The 16559-nt window shown below is 55.5% G+C and carries 19 protein-coding genes; 8 read left to right on the top strand and 11 right to left on the bottom strand.

Translation table 11 applies throughout. The features are described 5' to 3' along the window. Positions 1-198 precede the first annotated feature (198 nt). From PKO02S_RS04295 to PKO02S_RS04285, 3 genes are read left to right on the top strand one after another with little or no spacing between them, the layout of a single operon-like run. Entirely contained in the window at positions 199-552 is a 354-nt protein-coding gene (locus PKO02S_RS04295) for a 4'-phosphopantetheinyl transferase family protein (RefSeq protein ID WP_127579857.1), read from the top strand. Then, positions 519-662 (top strand): 4'-phosphopantetheinyl transferase superfamily protein, encoded by a 144-nt coding sequence (locus PKO02S_RS04290; protein WP_164821285.1) that lies wholly within the window; start codon positions 519-521, stop codon positions 660-662. Before PKO02S_RS04295 ends, PKO02S_RS04290 begins: the two co-directional genes overlap by 34 nt. A 21-nt stretch (positions 663-683) precedes the next feature. Next, complete coding sequence (locus tag PKO02S_RS04285; RefSeq protein ID WP_127579855.1) at positions 684-905, top strand: hypothetical protein; 222 nt, start codon at positions 684-686, stop codon at positions 903-905. A gap of 84 nt (positions 906-989) precedes the next feature. Here the strand turns inward: PKO02S_RS04285 and PKO02S_RS04280 are convergent, their stop codons facing one another. From PKO02S_RS04280 to PKO02S_RS32225, 3 genes are all read right to left on the bottom strand, one after another. After that, complete coding sequence (locus PKO02S_RS04280; RefSeq protein WP_218033906.1) at positions 990-2483, bottom strand: AMP-binding protein; 1494 nt, start codon at positions 2481-2483, stop codon at positions 990-992. Continuing rightward, positions 2480-3346: an SDR family NAD(P)-dependent oxidoreductase gene (locus tag PKO02S_RS04275; protein WP_246066830.1), complete on the bottom strand. Its 867-nt coding sequence runs from the start codon at positions 3344-3346 to the stop codon at positions 2480-2482. The genes PKO02S_RS04280 and PKO02S_RS04275 overlap by 4 nt, the downstream gene beginning before the upstream one ends. 67 nt (positions 3347-3413) lie before the next feature. Further along, a complete protein-coding gene (locus PKO02S_RS32225) occupies positions 3414-3563 on the bottom strand; it encodes a hypothetical protein (RefSeq protein ID WP_164821284.1) in 150 nt (49 codons plus the stop codon). A 163-nt stretch (positions 3564-3726) separates the two neighbouring features. Between PKO02S_RS32225 and PKO02S_RS04270 the strand changes: the two genes are divergently transcribed. Beyond that, the gene (locus PKO02S_RS04270; protein WP_246066829.1) at positions 3727-4641 is read left to right on the top strand and encodes an ATP-dependent DNA ligase; all 915 of its coding nucleotides are present in this window, start codon (positions 3727-3729) and stop codon (positions 4639-4641) included. Between the two features lie 197 nt (positions 4642-4838). Here PKO02S_RS04270 and PKO02S_RS04265 read toward each other — a convergent pair whose 3' ends face one another. After that, entirely contained in the window at positions 4839-5834 is a 996-nt protein-coding gene (locus PKO02S_RS04265) for an AraC family transcriptional regulator (protein WP_164821283.1), read from the bottom strand. An 88-nt stretch (positions 5835-5922) separates the two neighbouring features. Between PKO02S_RS04265 and PKO02S_RS04260 the strand changes: the two genes are divergently transcribed. Further along, positions 5923-6696 carry a phytanoyl-CoA dioxygenase family protein gene (locus PKO02S_RS04260; protein WP_127579853.1) on the top strand — a complete coding sequence of 258 codons (774 nt, stop codon included), beginning with the start codon at positions 5923-5925 and terminating at the stop codon, positions 6694-6696. Between the two features lie 44 nt (positions 6697-6740). On the opposite strand, the gene PKO02S_RS04255 is transcribed toward PKO02S_RS04260, so the two are convergent. The 3 genes from PKO02S_RS04255 to PKO02S_RS04245 form a co-directional block, all read right to left on the bottom strand. Then, complete coding sequence (locus tag PKO02S_RS04255; protein WP_127579852.1) at positions 6741-7388, bottom strand: hypothetical protein; 648 nt, start codon at positions 7386-7388, stop codon at positions 6741-6743. Beyond that, on the bottom strand, positions 7369-7932 hold the full coding sequence (locus PKO02S_RS04250) for an RNA polymerase sigma factor (protein ID WP_246066828.1): 564 nt from the start codon (positions 7930-7932) through the stop codon (positions 7369-7371). The genes PKO02S_RS04255 and PKO02S_RS04250 overlap by 20 nt, the downstream gene beginning before the upstream one ends. A 63-nt stretch (positions 7933-7995) precedes the next feature. Beyond that, complete coding sequence (locus PKO02S_RS04245) at positions 7996-9132, bottom strand: sialidase family protein (protein ID WP_127579851.1); 1137 nt, start codon at positions 9130-9132, stop codon at positions 7996-7998. Positions 9133-9205: 73 nt separating this feature from the next. Here PKO02S_RS04245 and PKO02S_RS04240 point away from each other — a divergent pair, with 73 nt between their 5' ends. After that, entirely contained in the window at positions 9206-9844 is a 639-nt protein-coding gene (locus PKO02S_RS04240; RefSeq protein ID WP_127579850.1) for a helix-turn-helix domain-containing protein, read from the top strand. A 190-nt stretch (positions 9845-10034) separates the two neighbouring features. On the opposite strand, the gene PKO02S_RS04235 is transcribed toward PKO02S_RS04240, so the two are convergent. The 4 genes from PKO02S_RS04235 to PKO02S_RS04220 form a co-directional block, all read right to left on the bottom strand. After that, positions 10035-10439 (bottom strand): NUDIX hydrolase, encoded by a 405-nt coding sequence (locus tag PKO02S_RS04235; RefSeq protein ID WP_127579849.1) that lies wholly within the window; start codon positions 10437-10439, stop codon positions 10035-10037. A gap of 22 nt (positions 10440-10461) precedes the next feature. After that, positions 10462-10935, bottom strand: coding sequence for a GNAT family N-acetyltransferase (locus PKO02S_RS04230; RefSeq protein ID WP_127579848.1), 474 nt, complete (start codon positions 10933-10935; stop codon positions 10462-10464). A 268-nt stretch (positions 10936-11203) separates the two neighbouring features. Further along, the gene (locus PKO02S_RS04225; protein ID WP_127579847.1) at positions 11204-12199 is read right to left on the bottom strand and encodes a P-loop NTPase family protein; all 996 of its coding nucleotides are present in this window, start codon (positions 12197-12199) and stop codon (positions 11204-11206) included. Next, positions 12186-12659 carry a GNAT family N-acetyltransferase gene (locus tag PKO02S_RS04220; RefSeq protein WP_127579846.1) on the bottom strand — a complete coding sequence of 158 codons (474 nt, stop codon included), beginning with the start codon at positions 12657-12659 and terminating at the stop codon, positions 12186-12188. Before PKO02S_RS04220 ends, PKO02S_RS04225 begins: the two co-directional genes overlap by 14 nt. 184 nt (positions 12660-12843) lie before the next feature. On the opposite strand from PKO02S_RS04220, the gene PKO02S_RS04215 reads away from it, so the two are divergent. Beyond that, positions 12844-14679, top strand: coding sequence for an ABC transporter ATP-binding protein (locus PKO02S_RS04215; protein WP_127579845.1), 1836 nt, complete (start codon positions 12844-12846; stop codon positions 14677-14679). Further along, complete coding sequence (locus tag PKO02S_RS04210; RefSeq protein WP_164821282.1) at positions 14666-16402, top strand: ABC transporter ATP-binding protein; 1737 nt, start codon at positions 14666-14668, stop codon at positions 16400-16402. Before PKO02S_RS04215 ends, PKO02S_RS04210 begins: the two co-directional genes overlap by 14 nt. Positions 16403-16559: the final 157 nt, after the last annotated feature.

Below are 16559 nucleotides of genomic sequence, written 5' to 3'. Positions count from 1 at the left end.
TCTCACCTCCTTGCTTGACCCTGATTCCGTGTCTAAACCAAGCATATATCTATTGAACGGACAAAAAGAATAAGCAAAATAGACAAACGAATGGTCAAATATGACAGAAGACGCGCACCGACGCGAAGTTTCTACGGACAAGCGCGAGAAATTGACTGTATTTGCAGCCCTGGCTAAGATGGAGATGGGTGAACTTATATGCGAGTGGAAGCTGTACGGCTGACTGGTCCAATCGAGGATTCGGCTTTTCAGAAAGGTTTGGTTGTTTTGCCAGATCAGGAGCGGGAAAAGGTGTCCCGCTACAGGCAAAAGCCCGATCGGGATCGGGCTTTGGTTAGTGCGCTGCTGGCCAGAGCGATGGCGGCCGAGGCAAATGGTGCCGCATTGGCGCATATGAGGATGGAGCGAACGGCTTATGGGAAACCTTTCTTCCCGGACTGGCCGGAGTATCATTTTAACGTAGCGCATTCGGGCGAATGGGTCGTTTGTGTTGCTGCCGATTGTCCGGTCGGTTCGATGTGGAGCAGATTCGCCCGATCGATGCCAGTGTAGCGAAGCATGCGTTTACGGTGTCGGAGCTCCGAGAGCTGTCGAAGCTTGACGGGCGGCTGTGGCTGGAGCAATTCTACGAGCTGTGGACGCTGAAGGAAAGCTACATCTAAGCCGTAGGTACCGGGCTGTCGATGGAGCTGATCTCGATCGCTTTTTCCATGGGACCCCCGATCTCGGTAGAAGTGAGTAGCGTTCGGCAGGTTTGCCGATTCCATCGAATTTCGCTCCATCCGGAGTATAAGCTGGCGATCTGCAGCCTGCTCGGCGACGGCGATGAACCGTTCGAGCACGATGTGCAGCCCGTTACCATTCAGTCGCTATGGGACCGAATGAGGAGTCGTTTCGAGCACTGACTCCCGGCTAGTCTGACGCTTAGCAGGTCGGCTGCTTGCGATAGCCAATCGTACCGATCGGGTTTCGAATAGCGGCTAGTTGCGTTAAGTGGTGCTCAGCTTCCTTTTATCCCGCTTCCCCACAGCCGTGTAAGGCAGCCGCTCGACGAAAACAATCGAACGCGGCAGCTGATAGCGCGCCAGCTGTGGCCTCAGCCAGTCGAGCAGCTCCTGCTCGGTTGGCTTGGTTTGAGGGGTACGCTGCACGAACGCTTGCAGCCGCTGGCCGAACCGCTCATCGGGAACGCCGATAACGGCTGCGTCCTCGACTTGCGGGTGCAAGAGCAGCACCTGCTCCACCTCGTACGGGTAAACATTCTCCCCGCCCGAGACGATCATGCTGTCCACTCGCCCGCGCAAGAAATAACGTCCCGACTTGTCCATATAGCCCAAATCTCCGGTTTCGATCCATTCCGACATTTCCGCTCGCATCGATCCTTCACTTCGAACACACAAACGTCCGACGTCGCCGACATTCTTGCTTTCGTTCTGCTCCCCCAGCACCCGGACCTGAACACCATCGACCGGTCGACCGATCGTATTCGGCGTTGAGCTCAAATCTTCTGGTGTGGCGATCAGAAGCAACCCCGCCTCGGAGGTGCCGTACAAATTGTACAGTACTTCTCCCAGTCGCTCTCGCGTCTCTTGCGCCAGCTTCGGACTCAGCTCCGCACCGCCCGAAGCGATACAGCGCAGCGATCGCAAGTCGTCCGCATTCGTCCGCAGCATTTTGTGCAGCATCAACGGGACGACCGTCGCCACCTCCACTTGATGCTCTCGAACCAAGCGGCATGCCCGCTCCGCCGAGAAGCCCGGGTGAAGCACCGCTTTTTTCCCGGCAGCACCGAAGAGCAGCAGGACGGCAAGTCCGTAGCCATGGTACAAGGGGGTCGCGATGTAAGCCGTGCTGTAGTCAAGGATGCGCAGCCGAGACAGGAAGTCCGAGAATGGCTTCAAGTACCGGAAGAGCGACGGCCGATGCGGCGCCTCCTTGGCTTGTCCGGTCGTCCCGGCGGTCAGGAGCACGAGTTTTCCGGAGGACACGCGGCGCAATTTCGGTTGAAAGGGTGTCCGTTCGGTGGTATGGTCGATCCGCACTTGGATGGAAAGCTCGCCGCCCCCCTCATCGTTCAGCAACAAATGGGGGTTGTGCCGCTCCAGGATGGCGTTCAACTGATCTTCGCTCATTTCTGCGTTCAATAGAAGCAAGTCCGCCCCCGTGGCGGAAACGGCATAAATCGCTGTGACCATCGATGCCTGATTTCGGCTCACAAGAGCCACTTTCCGACCGCTCCCGATCCTGTAGGACTGTTGCAAGGTATCGGCCAGCTCAGTGGACATGTTGTACAGCTGCAGGTAAGTGAGCGACTCTCGGTCATCCGCAATCGCGATCTTTTCCCCATAGGCATGGGCCGAAAATCGAAGAAGCGCCATCAAATTGATACCATGCCGGTATATCGAGCCTAGCAGCTTGAGAAGCGCTGAGGGAGTAAGCAGCCCAAGCTGACGCAGCACTTGAAGCAGCTTTACGATACTCATAGCTCCTCCCTTTTCCCCGAATTTTTCTGCGACGCCGCATGTTTCCAAGCACCAGCGACAAACCTCGAAGCAAGCTTGAACCCAAACCGCCACCACGGCTTAAACGCTTTCCGGCGGGTATAGAAGGAACGACCGATGAGGCGCGCGACATGCTGCGGGGACATCGCGGGCATTCGTCGATATTCAGCCGTCGGCACAATCATAGGCGTACGAACTAAAGGTAAGTAGAACGTGGTAGTCAATATCCCTCGGCGGTTGAGCTCGGGACTAACGGACCGGAACCACACGTCGAACGCCGCCTTGGAAGCCTGATAAGCCGCCCAGCTCGGGAACGGCGGCATTAGAGCATTGATCGTGGAGACGTTCACGATGTGACCTTGGTTGCGCTCGAGCAGCGGAATAAGAGACAAGAGCAAGTGAACCGGAGCGAAGTAATTGATCGCCATCGTGCGGGTGAAATCATGGAAACGATCCAGCGAGTCGTAGATCGATCGCTGGATGGAATGGCCGGCATTGCTCACTACGATGTCGATTGCGTGCGGCTGCCGACGGATAAACTCGAGCAGCCCTTCCCGCTCCGCCTCCTCGCGAAGATCGGCTCGGTAGACGCTGACCTGAGCGGCTTGCCGCTTCTCGATCTCGCGTTTGACGGCGAGCAGCTTGTCCTCCCGACGAGCTGTCAGAATCAGATGCGCCTTCGCGTCGGCCAGCGTATAAGCAAGCTGTTCGCCAATCCCGGAGCTGGCGCCGGTGATGAGCACCGTTTTTCCTTCGAGACAGCGGAGCAGCTTGTTCTCGTTTATCGTTGTCGGAGGGAAAAGAAGCCGTTCGATCAACGTGTAAGGCGGAATTGGCAAAGGCATAGCGGTTCCTGCTTTCTATGATGAAGACTAGCAGATCAGGATCAGACGAGACAACGATGGTACCCAATTATTCCGAGCATGATTTCTGCCCGCAAGTCGGACAAATCGTACAACCGCAGTCGGACGAAACGACAAATACGGTCAAACACGAATAACATTGCACTTCCCGCTCCTCGCTTGCCTGCTGCTGAAGCATCTCGTAATTGGGTTGAGCCATGACAGTGAAACCTCCCCTTCATTCTAGATGGAATTCCACCTAGAATTATATAGAAACATACGTTCTTATTCAATGGAAGATTCCACCTGTATACGTTTGGACGATGTTGGCTGTGCCGAGACTGGTAGTAGCTTATTCGCTTAGATGGAGGAGGTATCCAAAGTTGCTATTCACGCCATTGAAACCGATGCTGCCCGTGATGGGGAGGCAGGCGTTCGACGATGACCGGTTTTTATTCGAGCCGAAATGGGATGGAGGACGTATCTTGCTTCATAAGGATGGGGCGAGATTGGAAGCCTATACTCGCTTCGGACAATCGGTTACCTGGCAGTTCCCGGAGCTTCGGGAGGTTGGCGTTTCGATTCATGAGCGCCAAGCGGTATTGGACTGCGAGGGCATTTGCCTGCGTGACGGTCGCGCCGTCTTTGACGATTTCGCCCAGCGGCTGCGGCTGCAGAAGCAATGGAAGATTGATGCGGCTGCCGGCCGGCATCACGCTACGTTCGTGGTGTTGGATGTGTTGTACTCGGGGGACGAGCGTTTGAACGAGCCTCTGCATAGTCGGAAAGAGCGGCTCGCCCAACTCATCGAGCCTTCCCGGTTCCTGATGCCGACGATGTTCGCACGCGGACAAGGGCTTGCGCTCCATACGCTCTCGGTTGCCCAAGAGATGGAGGGCATCGTCGCCAAACGGCTCGACTCCGTGTATCGGCTTGATCGCCGATCCGAAGACTGGATCAAGATCAAGAACACGAAGACGATCGATGCCGTCATTCTCGGGTATAGGACCGAGCCTCGGTTCGGCCTTGTTGTCGGGCTTCATTTCCGATCCATGCGCAATAAACCTGTGGCGGTCGTGGAGGACGGCATCTCCGAGGAAGAGCGGGCCGCGTTTCTTCGGCTTGTCCGGCCGCTGCATACCCAGGTCGACGAGTCGACTCGGACTCAGTACATCGAGTCCGTTCTCTGCTGCCGCATCCAGTATCGCGACCGGACGGACATGCACCAGCTGCGATTGACCACATTCGTGAAATTTTTACCGGACAAAAAGCCGGAGGAGTGTTGGTGGACGTATTGAATCGGGTCTCGCCCAGGTCCCAGTCAGCCGCTGCAAAAAAATAACGCTACGGCATCACCTTGTTTCCCGTTTCCCCTCGTTTCGCCGAAAATAAATTGATGGCATAACGCTATTGGCAGGCAAACAGGTAGCCTGGGACAGCAGCAATTCTTCGGTATATATCGACCAAATCAAACCATAAACCGACGCCCGCCCCATCACCTCCCGCTCTCCCGAAACCGGGCCGGCGACTCGTGCATCAGCTCCCCGAAGGTGCGCGTGAAATAATGCACGGAGCCGAAGCCGGTCGCATCCGCGATCGCCTTGATCGAGAGGTCGGACTGCCGCAGCAGCTCGGCCGCACGGCGCACCCGCTGCAGCCGCACGTAGTCCGTGAACGACTCGCGCACGCCGCCGGCTGAGAACAGCCGGGACAGGTGGCGCTGCGAGATGTTCAGGTGCGCGGCCACTTGGCGAAGCGACAAGTCGTCGTCGGCCATGTTGTCCGCGATGAACCGCTTCGCCTGCTTAAGCAGCAGCGCGGAAGCGGCGGTCGCCCCCTGCCTCCCTCCACGCCGCTTGCCGTCAACAGCCGACTCGCGCTCCGCCCCCGCCTCGCGGGACAAGAACAGCCTCTCGAACGACTGCAGCAGCAGCCCCGCAGCATCCGGCAGCATCGCCTCAGGCAGCGACATGGCGCCACCGCCACCAGCCGGCTTCAACGGCTGCTGCTGTTGTTGAAGGTCCGGCACTAGCAGCGCCCGCCACAGCAGCGCCGTCGGCAGCTCGTCGCCGTCCTCGACCCAGATCGACTCCGTCTCCGCCAACTGCTTGTACGATTCCTTGGCGCTCTCGGAGCTGCGCTCCTCATCCAGCTCGAATGCCACGTATAGCAGCTGCATGCCGGGATCGTTGACGATCTGGTGCTGCTGCCCCGGACGGGAGCAGAACAACACGCCCGGTCGCAACGGAAACAGAACTCCGCCATCCCAATACTCGCCCTCGCCTCCCAGCACATAACAGATCTCGCAAAACGAATGCTTATGCGGCATATTCGTTCGATGAATAGGAGTGGCTCCCCAATACATCACTTCATATAACGCGCCTAACCCCGTCCTCGGCCGAGCGGCATACTGGTTCAGTCGATGCTGGCTCTCTTTCCAGTTGTACGTCTTAATCCCCTCCACCAATACCATTATGGCGTCAAACGACAAAAACTTGGCATCTGCCTCCAAATACAGAAATGGTGAAAGAGCGCATAATGAAAGGCATATAAGCTCACACCCACAGGAGGCTGTTACCATGATCAAACCACAAGACGTCAAATTTTACAAGGAAAATGGGTACTTGCTCGTACGGGGGGTTTTCAACGAAGACGAAGTGGCGGCTATGCGGACGTCGGTCGATCGCATCATTCAACGCGCCGCAGCGGCGAAACAAGATGCCAATCACGCTTGGCAAGGCGACTACCTGCCGCCGGAGGAGCTGAAGAAGCTCGTTCTGAAAGGCTTCCACGACGTACACTATCACGACGCCGTCTTCCTTCAAGCACTGTCCCATCTCAACATGACCGCCGTGCTATCCCAGCTGATCGGTCCTAACGTGCAGTTGCACCATTCCAAAATGCTCGTCAAGCCACCAGAGAACGGGGCCGCTTTCCCGATGCATCAAGATCATCCCTACTTCCCGCACGAGAAGCATACGATGCTGGCGGCAAGCGTCCACCTGGACGATGCCGACTTTGATAACGGCTGTCTCCACGTCATCCCCGGCTCGCACAAAAGCTCACTGCCGCATGTCGGTAAACATTACTTGGACGCCAAACAGTATCCGATCTCTGCAGGCCTCGCTTGTCCTGCGTCCGCCGGCGACGTGCTGTTCTTCAACTACTTGACCGTTCACGGCTCCCCGCCGAACCGCAGCGAACGGACCCGCCGTAATGTGCTGTTCCAGTATCGCAGCGCGGACGACTTCCCGACGGAGAACGTGCATTTCGATTGGGGCATGGGCCTCATGGTATGCGGAGAAAATCCATACTTCGATAAAGTAAAGCCTAAATATACAATCGTCTCCTAATAAAGCAAACGGAGCCGCCATTCACCCGCGCAGCTCCGCTTACTTTATTGAATCGGCATGAAGGCAACGTTCCAGATGCCGTCCTCGTCTTTGATCATCTGGAAGCCAGAACTATGTGCCTCCCCAGGGCGCTTATACTCAATATAACCTTCATAATCGCTCATCTGAACAAACGTTCCATTCTCTATGTTGCGATAGATGGCCCGAATTTGGCCCAGCGTCTCCGTCTTCGGAACCTGGGCTTGCTCCTCTTTCGACCACTGAACATGCCCTTCGCGATCCGTGTAAAGCCCGTACACCACATCATCATCGCCATAGATCCTCGCCTGAACATATAGCTTGGCGATACTAATCGGATCCAATCCCCTCAGGTGCTCTTCATTCAAATCTCGCTTAAACACGCTATAAATCTCCTGCTCCTCCGTCGTCAACAAAGGTTGAGATTGCTGCGCCTTCGAATTATCGGAAACTTTTGATTGCGGGCCTCCGCTCCATGCCAGCCATCCAACCATAACCAACCCGACTACAAGCGCAACACTTCCCGCCCAAGGAACCAAACGACGCCAGGCACCGACTTCATGCTTCCCAGCTACCCTCGCTCTCACCTGCCCCATCCAATCCGATCGGCTCACATCCAGGGGAAAAGGCGATCCGACCAACTTTTCCTCCCATTTAAACCCACGCTTTGCCATCTCGATCGCCCTCCTCTTCGTGAAACACGGCATTAACCTTCTTCCTCGCCCGGTGAAGCCTGACTTTGACCGCCGATTCGGAGAGCTGCAGCAGCCCGGCAATCTCTGCAATCGCCAACTGATGATGCGCGTAGAGCACCAGCACCTCCCGCAGTTTTACCGGCAGCTTCAGCACGGCCTTCCATACCTCACTCATGCTCTCCTCTTGCCAAAAGGAAGCTTCCGCCGAAGGAGCCTGCTCCTGCGATCGGACGAAGCCGACTAGCGTCACTCTCCGCAGAAATGCTTTGCGTTGATAGTCAGCAGCCGTGTGACGAGTAATCGATAGCAGCCAGTTTTTCACCGAGCTCTCGCCGCGAAACGTCTCCAGCTTCCGAAACGCTTTAAGGAACACATCCTGCCGAATGTCGTCCGCCATGACGGTTTGTCTCGTGAGCGAGAAGGCGAAATTCCACACATCGCTGCCGTGCGCCTCCATCAAGTCCTGCAGAATCCGGTTTTTGTCATGACCCTCGGACAACGTGCCTAGGTAGGAAAAATCCACACGCTCACATCCTTCATGGAAGAAGACGTTCCTCCGGCGAAAAGGTTACATTTATTTATAAACTTATTCCAACATCCACTCCCGGTTGAAACGAGCCAACGTCAAGTACCAGCCGGTCGCGTCGCCGCGCTCGTACAGGCAAAGTATCGATCCATCCGACGCTAGCGTCAAGTCCGAATATTGCGCGCCTTCGAGCCAGATCGTTTTACGGACCGTCCAAGTGCGGCAATCATCGAAGCTGACCTTCAGCGTCAATCCGCGCCGTTGGTACGTTTGTACGGACAGCCGGTCGCTGATTTTCCAGACGCTCGCCGGCCTGGAGAGATCCGAAGGATTGACGAACAAGATCGGCTGCGTCCCTCCCGTTTCACCCGGCGGCAGCCGAAGTATCGAGCCGAAGCAGATCGGCTCCTCGAGCGCTTCGTCATAATAAGGCGTGCCCCAATCGCGCGCTCCATCCGGGCTGATTGAGATCAACCGCCGGTATGTATCCTGCTCCGTGCGGATATTGAACAGCACCCGCCCGTCCGACAGCTCGACCGCCACGGTCTCGTTCGGATGGAGGTATCCGTCCCTGGTTCGGGCGACGAAATCTCCTCTCTCCCAAGTCTGTCCGTGATCGTCGCTGTAAATGACCGACAAGTCGGAAGGCCGATGTCCTTTCTTAGTAGGATCCTGGAACTCCTGTCCTTCCCCCGTCGACATCCAGACCGGGACGATCAGCCGGCCGTTCGAATGCTGGAGCCCGTGCCCCGGTCCCGTCGCAATAACGCGCCAATCGTACTCGGACCGGAAGCCTTCCATCACGGTGGTGATGTTCACCGCCTCGGTGAAGGTCAGCCCTTCATCGGCGGATTTCATGTAGTAAAGCGTCTCGTAATTCACGCAAAATAACACGTGGATTTCCCCCGTATGCGCATCGCTGATCAGGATCAAGTTGTTGATCGGCTGCATAACACCGAACTGATTATGCCCGACGAGCAGTCGCGCCTCCTCCCAGGTCGCCCCATTGTCCAAGCTTCTCCGCATGAGAATGTCGATCGGATCCCAATCGCCGCCTCTGCCCTTGCGCGCATCGTACCAGGCCATGACCGTGCCTTGTCGGGTTGTGATCAAACCCGGAATCCGAAATACATGATACCCATTGTCTCCTGACCGGTGAAAATCAAGTTGCTCGAATGCTGCCTGCATCGCTTTCATACGTATCGCTGGCTCGATTACGTTCCTGCTCCCGAGTCAGGTGCATGAGCTTGACTATGTGGGACCTGAGGGCATGCTGGTTTACATCTGCAACTTTGACATGAAGCTGCTCTTCCACCCGTACGAAGCGGATTGGGGGTCCCAGGCGCTGCTCGATCGGCTCGCGTCCCGGCCGGTTCCGTACACGTTGCTGACCGGCGATTCCTTCGACCGGGTCAAGCAATTATTCGACTCCATGTGGGCTGAGTACAACGACTCCAACGTCTGGCGTCACCTGCTGCTCAAGACACAGATGCTGGAGGTGCTTGTGCTGCTGGACCGCAGCCTCGCCGAAGTAACGCCAGAGCTCCGCCCGAGCCTTAACCCGTCCACAAAAGAACGCAGTGTCTGGCCCGTTATCGCCTACATCCAGCAGCATTACCGAGAACCGATCGCCCTTACCGACCTGGCCGAACGTTTCCATTTCCACTCCACCTATTTGAGCGAACGGATCAAGAAGCAGTTGGGTATTACTTTCCTCGATTTCATCCACGATCTGCGCTTGCGTCATGCTTGCAGTTTATTGCTGGCTACAGACTTGCCTGTTACCGCCGTCTCGCTGGAGGCCGGGTTCGGCTCGTTCCAGACTTTTTCGCGCGTGTTCCGCAAGTCCATGCAGATGACCCCCGCCGCCTACCGGCTAACGTCTAAAGCAAGCCAAACATCGACATAACGGAGTGCTTTGAGCCGTCGAGAAGAGTTGTTGACACCGGTCGCTGGGGAGCCTGCGAGAATCACGTTTCGGGATCTTACGGGATCACCTTATTTCCCCCTATCCCCGTGTTTCGCGAATGATAGCGTTATGGGTCACCTTATTTTTGTCGTCGTTAATTAATCAAACGGAATGGCTCCGGTGCTTCCTTCTAAAACACGCGACTCGCTACTTCGCCCTGGAATGCTGATGCATCCATAGCTCGGATACGATGCGATTCAGCCATCTCGGACAGCGGTATCCATTTGTATTCGGAGTGCTCCGAGCTTAGCGTGATCGGCGCATCTGCCGGGATGGAGCTGCGAAATATCCCAACCTGCGCATTGATTTTGCTGTGATAGTAGAACCCGGTCAGCACCACATTCTGAATATCTACGCCAATCTCTTCCCGACATTCCCTGTACAAGGCCTGATGGATCGTCTCGCCGGGGTTCACGCTGCCGCCAGGGAAGCTCCACCCCTTGTCTCCATACGTCTTCTTCAGCATCAGGACATCGCCGTCCGCGTTAAATACAATCGCATGGGCTCCGAATCGAAACATATCATTAAACGCCATTTGACTCTCCTCCCATTGCCTGCTACAGAAACGCCATATACACACCTTTGCCGGTGATTGGTTCAAACCCGAACTGCTGGTACAAAGCGCGAGCTTGTGTGTTGTCATCGTCCGTTTCAAGCTGCATCCGCACCGCGTCGTTCGATTTCGCTACTTGGAGAGCATGCTGCATCAATGTTCTCCCCACCCCTTGCCTTCTATGCTTAGGCGAGCAGTAGAGCGCATCAACTCGCAGGACAGAACCGCCTTTGCTGATCGAGAAACTCCAGGAATGTACGATAAAGCCTAACGCAAGTTCACCTTTCCAGGCAACATAACAAAAAGCCGAACGATCCTGAAGCAGCTTCCTAATGTTGTATTCGCACTGCTCCAGTTGTTCGGTCGACGGTGGCTCCAGCTCCTCCACTCCATCGGGTGCGGTACTCAGGTATCCAGCGAGTAAGCAGCGAACGTCCGGAATATGCGATTCCTCCAGAGGGATTACCTCGATGGTCATTTGTTCTGTGCCTCCATTTGTTGTTACTCTGATTTCAGATGTATATGCTTTGTACAACTGAGTGGCAAAAACAGCCTTTTTCGCGTCCAGATGTACTCGAATTCGACATGTGACCCCAACTTTGACGTCATTTGTGTATAGATCTTATACTTCTGGCCTACCATTAGCCCCCGAATCGGACTCAGTTGTACAATCCATATACATCTGCCCGCCAATTTCCGCTCAAAACAGCCTCAGATGTATAAATCTTGTACACGGACCCCCTACGTCAGTCAAGTCTAGTGAACCGATAGTCAACCATCCCATCCAGCAATGCTGGCCCGTCTAAATGTAACCGAAGCCGACCATCCCCCTCGTCCCCAAACGTAACTTGGAACGGCAACGACTGCACATCGAACACATGCTGGCTCACGGGGAGTAACACGGTTTTCCTCCACACATAAGGCAGTCCATCCGCGATCAGAAAACCCTCCTCGATGCATATTTGACAATCGGGACACCCCTCGCCTTCGGCCAAATACGATCCAACTAGATGCTCCAACGGATGCTCCTCCCTCCATGGTACCTCTGCAACCTGCTCGATATCTAAGAACTCCGCGATCGTTGCAGCGTACTGATCCCAATTTCCATCGGAGTTATCGATTGCAATCTTTTGGCATGCTAAACTCCCGAATAGCTCATCCGTCAACTTGCGATAGTCCTGCCAATACGTCACCATTCCGTCGAACCCGTACAACCCGCGAGATAGACCATATGCACATTGCGTAGCCGCTCGAATAAAACTCGACTCGGTCCCGCCGCCTCTACGTTCACAAATGTTCCGAAGTGTAGCCTCGAGCTCGGTTTGGTAAAAGTATATGACGCAGGGGTTCAGGGGCTTGAGAATTCTTTCTACCTCCCTGACATACTCGGTAATCTCAGGCCATACAACATCTAGAGGAAATAGACTCCAAGTCAAGTACCCGAACAGACAGCTATCCACGATCACCACATCCGAAGACCGTTCAACAGACGCCACAAACTGCTTCCATCTCAGAAGCGCCAATTCCACTACTTGCCGATATCGGCCGCCAGCCAAATCATCGACGATCCGCAGCATCGATTCCTTATCCTCATAAACATAGATGGGATGCCCGCGTTCCTCTTCGTACCACCATTTGTGGCTGATCCCTTTTCGCTTCAGCATTCGGGAGATCATCTGCGCGGTTGTGGACTTCCCTGATCCCGGAATTCCTTCGATCATGATTAGTTTAGTCTCGTGCATATGGATTCTCCCCAAACACCTTCACCATCGTCACACTTTCGCCTGCCAAGCCGCTGCTCCGATACCCCCGAGCCGTATAAAACCCAACAGCATCCTCCCAATGATGCAACGTTTTAAGCGTGATCGTTCCAAATCCTCGATCTCTGGCGACCGCCTCGAGCGCCTCTATCATCCGACTCGCGTACCCTTTCCGACGATGCTCTTGCTTCACGGACATACGCACGATTCTGCCGAGCTGCGCATCCACCTGAATCAAAGCCCCGCTGCAAACGACTTCGCCTGCCAACAGCCCGACCAGGAAGGTCTGCCCTTTCTCCAAGTACGCGTGCACGATATCGTCAAGATCCGGATTCAACGTTCGATCCAGAAAACCGAAATGCTTCTTCAGCCCCTGCAAAATCATCTCTTTCGCTTCCGACTGGTTGGTTGCATCCACGCTTTGGATCACCAAATCGCTCATCCAGCTTCCCCCTTACCGCTCCCCACTAAGCTTTCCCATCAACAATACCATAAATATCCAACAAGAAGCTGAACGCCCAACGAAAAAGTTTCTTTATACTTAAAAATTCCGCTTCCCAACCGAGTGGCTATACAGGTATAATACATCTAATATTTTCCACTTTTTTCAAAGGGAGGCGCAGCTCATGGAGAGGGACAGCAGCAGTCAGAAACCAACCAAAGCTTGGAGCACGTATCGTTGGATCGTGAGCCATCTGCGGCCGTACAAGTACAAAATGGCCGTCATTATCGCATGCGGCCTTGCCATTGCCGCCGGGGAGCTCGTTGTCCCGCAGCTGATCGGCCAGCTCATCGACGACATCATCCCGGATCGGGACCGCGCCGCCTTCATCCGGCTGCTGCTGCTCATGGCCGGCGTCTACAGCGTCGTGCTGGCCCTCGGGATCGTTCACAGCTGGCTGCAAACGATCGTTGGCGTCAGCGCCTCGCGCGACATCCAGGCCAAAGCGATCAAGCATCTGCGCAAGCTAGGATTCGCGCATTACGAGCGGTCACCTGTCGGTGAAACGCTGTCGCTCATGAACCAGCAGGTTCAAGCCGCTGAGCAAGTCGTTCGCCGATTTTTCCCCAGCATTGTCCAAACCTCCTTGTTCCTCGTCGCTGCCGGCGCCGTGCTGCTCTCCCGCTCCATCACGCTCACCTTGCTCATTGTTCCGTTCGCGCTTTTCTACTACACCTTCGGCCCGCGAATCGACCGCAATGTCGCGAAAGCCACCAAGATAGCTGTGGATGCGCGGACAGTGTACAACAAGAAAATATACGAATCGGTAGCCGGTGCCAGAGAGTTTCGTGCGATAGGCGCCGAGGAATGGGATATTGAGCGGGTACGCTCTATTTTCAGACGAGTAACGACCACCGTGCTGCGCTGGGTGTTCTTGATTCACCTTCGCTGGAGTATCCGGTCGGTCCTATTCCAACTGGGCTCGGTTGCCATGTTCGTTGCCGGCTACTTGATGGTGCGCTCCGGAGGCATTACGGTCGGGGACTTCATCACTTTCCTGCTGCTCTATTCCGTATTCATGGGTCGGCTGACATCGCTGGTGACGATGCTGATCGAGCAAAATACGTCCTTGCATCAGTCGGAGCCCCTTCGCCAGCTCTTGCTGCTAACCCCGGAAGTAGAAGAATCGCCCCAGCCGATTCAGCTTGGCACCATACGCGGAGAACTGACGCTGCATAATGTGAGGTTCGCCTATCCAGGACGGCCTCCGCTGCTGGAGGGGATCTCGTTGTCTATACGCGCGGGCGAGAGAGTGGCTCTGGTCGGCAAAAGCGGCAACGGCAAGTCCACCTTGCTCAAGCTGCTGAACCGTTTTTACGATCCGACAGATGGTCTGATTCGTCTGGACGGCATCCCGCTGAACCGCCTTTCATTCGATGAGCTGCGCGGGGCTGTCGGGTTTGTGTTTCAGGATACATACTTGTTCGGCAAAAGCATTCGGGACAACATCCGGTTCGGCAATCCCGATGCCTCGGAGGAAGCCATAGTGGAAGCGGCTAAAGCTGCCGATGCGCACGGGTTTATCAGCGAGCTGGCGGATGGCTATGACACGATTGTCGGCGAACGCGGGATCAAGCTGTCCGGCGGGCAAAAACAGCGCCTTGCCTTGGCACGTATGCTAATTCGCGATCCGCAGATCGTGCTCCTGGACGAGGCGACCTCAGCTCTCGATCCGATCAGTGAAAATTCGGTACGGGAAGCTCTGGCCCGACTGTTGCACGGCCGTACGACGGTAACGGTAGCTCATCGCCTCTCAACGGTCAAGGACTACGATAAAATCGCAGTGCTCGATCAAGGACGGATCGCCGAGATGGGGACGTACGAGGAATTGATGGCGCAACAAGGACTTTTCCACACCTTGGTGCTAGGCGAGAACGAACGGGAACGGGAAAGCGCGACAGAGAGCGACAATAAGGATGCCATGCAGCGGATCGGGGGCGACGCCGTTGTTTTACGTTAAATGGACTTGGACGCATCTCAAAGACATCAAATCCGGCATTTGGATTGCCCTGCTGTTCATGCTAATCGAAAACGGGTCCGGCATCGCCGCAACCTTCGTACAAAAGCATATTATCGACGACGTTTTCCTCCAGCGGCAATTTGAACTGTTGCCTTGGCTGCTGGCCATCTTTGTCGGCGCGTTCCTGCTGAATTCCGTCTTCATCACCGCGACGCCGTACCGGTACGTGACCAATGAATATTTGATGGACGATATTTTTCTCAAGCGAATGCTGGCGAGGTTTTTCCGAATCCCTATGGCCCGCATCCAAAATGAACGCACGGCCCAATATGCGCAGTACATGACGAACGACTTGCACGTAGGCGGAAGCTTGATCGGCTTTCGTACGCCGCTAGGCGCGTCGCGGCTGCTCCATATGTTCCTGCTGATGGGCATCGTGGGTTGGCACAGCCCTCTTGTTCTTTTATCCGTTACCGTCATCAGCTTGCTGTACATCCTGGCCGGACACCTGTTCGCCAAACGGATCAAGGCCGTTCACCGTCAAGTCCAGGACAAGCAAGCCGCGTTAGCCGTCCATATCGAAGAGAGCATCTCCGCGACGCGGGAAATTATCGCTTTCCACCGCGCAGATTGGGAAATGAAGCTGTACGACCGGCTGTTCGGGGACTACTTTCGGGCTGTCGTGCAGGAAACCAAAACCGAAAACCGGCTGAAGCTCATCGGAGAACCGTTGCAGTGGGCAGTTACCCTTTCCGTGCTCGGCTTTGGAGGCTACCAGCTATTTATGGACCAGATGACGCTTGGCTCTTTCGTTATCGTCTTTCAGTTTACTTTGCAGCTGATGGAATCGTTTCATCGGGTCTTCAATTACGCGCTTGAATTAAGCGCCAAATTCGCCAATGTCGATCGGATGCGGTTGCTTATGGAGGATGAGCAAATTCGCGACGGCTCCTCAAAAATCCAAGGCGAGATTCGAACGTTGGAGTTCGATCGGGTCAGCTTCGCCTATGAGGATGGTGGCCGTGAGGTGCTTCGCGATTTCTCACTTGCCATCCCGACTGGTCGGAAGGTAGCCTTCGTCGGCGCGAGCGGCGGCGGCAAGTCTACGCTTGCCCAGCTGCTGATGCGGTTCTATGATCCTGACTCGGTCAGCATTCGGATCAATGGGGAACCGCTGGATCGGATTGAGAGGGCCGATTGGTCGAAGCGGGTGCGGATTGTGTTTCAGGACCCGTATTTGATGGCGGATACGGTTCGCATGAATTTGCTCTTCGGGCGGGAAACCCTCTTGCCGGACCAGCTCGAAGGGGCATGTCGGGTTGCCCAACTGCATGAGGATATTGCATTGCTTCCCAAGCAATACGAAGAAGAGGTCGGAGAGCGTGGCGTACAGCTGTCCGGCGGTCAGAAGCAGCGGCTGGCGTTGGCGCGAGCCATTCTCGAAGACCCCGAGGTGCTCATCCTGGACGAAGCGACCTCATCGCTGGACCTGGAGACCGAGCGCAGGCTGCAGGAGCAGCTGGATGTGCTGCGGGCGGGCCGAACAACCTTGATCATCGCCCACCGGCTGTCCACGGTCCAGAACGCCGATCTGATCGTCGTGCTCGAGCACGGACGAGTGGCCGAATTAGGCACGCACGAGGAGCTGCTGACCCACGGGCGCGTGTACCCGAAGCTGGCGGGCAGCGAGCAGCAGGAGCGTGTACAGGCGACGGAAGGGTAGCTGCTCTAGGTTTGAGTACCAAATATCGCATCTGGAGTACCTAATTTCGCAAATTGGCGCCTCGCTCGCACCTCATTCTGAGTACCCAAGTAAACAGATCGCGAATCCAGCTTCCGATTTTGTTTACTTGGGTACTCAGATCGCTACTTTACTGCCC

The organism is Paenibacillus koleovorans NBRC 103111, assembly GCF_004000845.1.
GTDB classification, from domain to species: domain Bacteria; phylum Bacillota; class Bacilli; order Paenibacillales; family NBRC-103111; genus Paenibacillus_AA; species Paenibacillus_AA koleovorans.
This window is presented reverse-complemented; position numbering and strand designations above follow the sequence as displayed.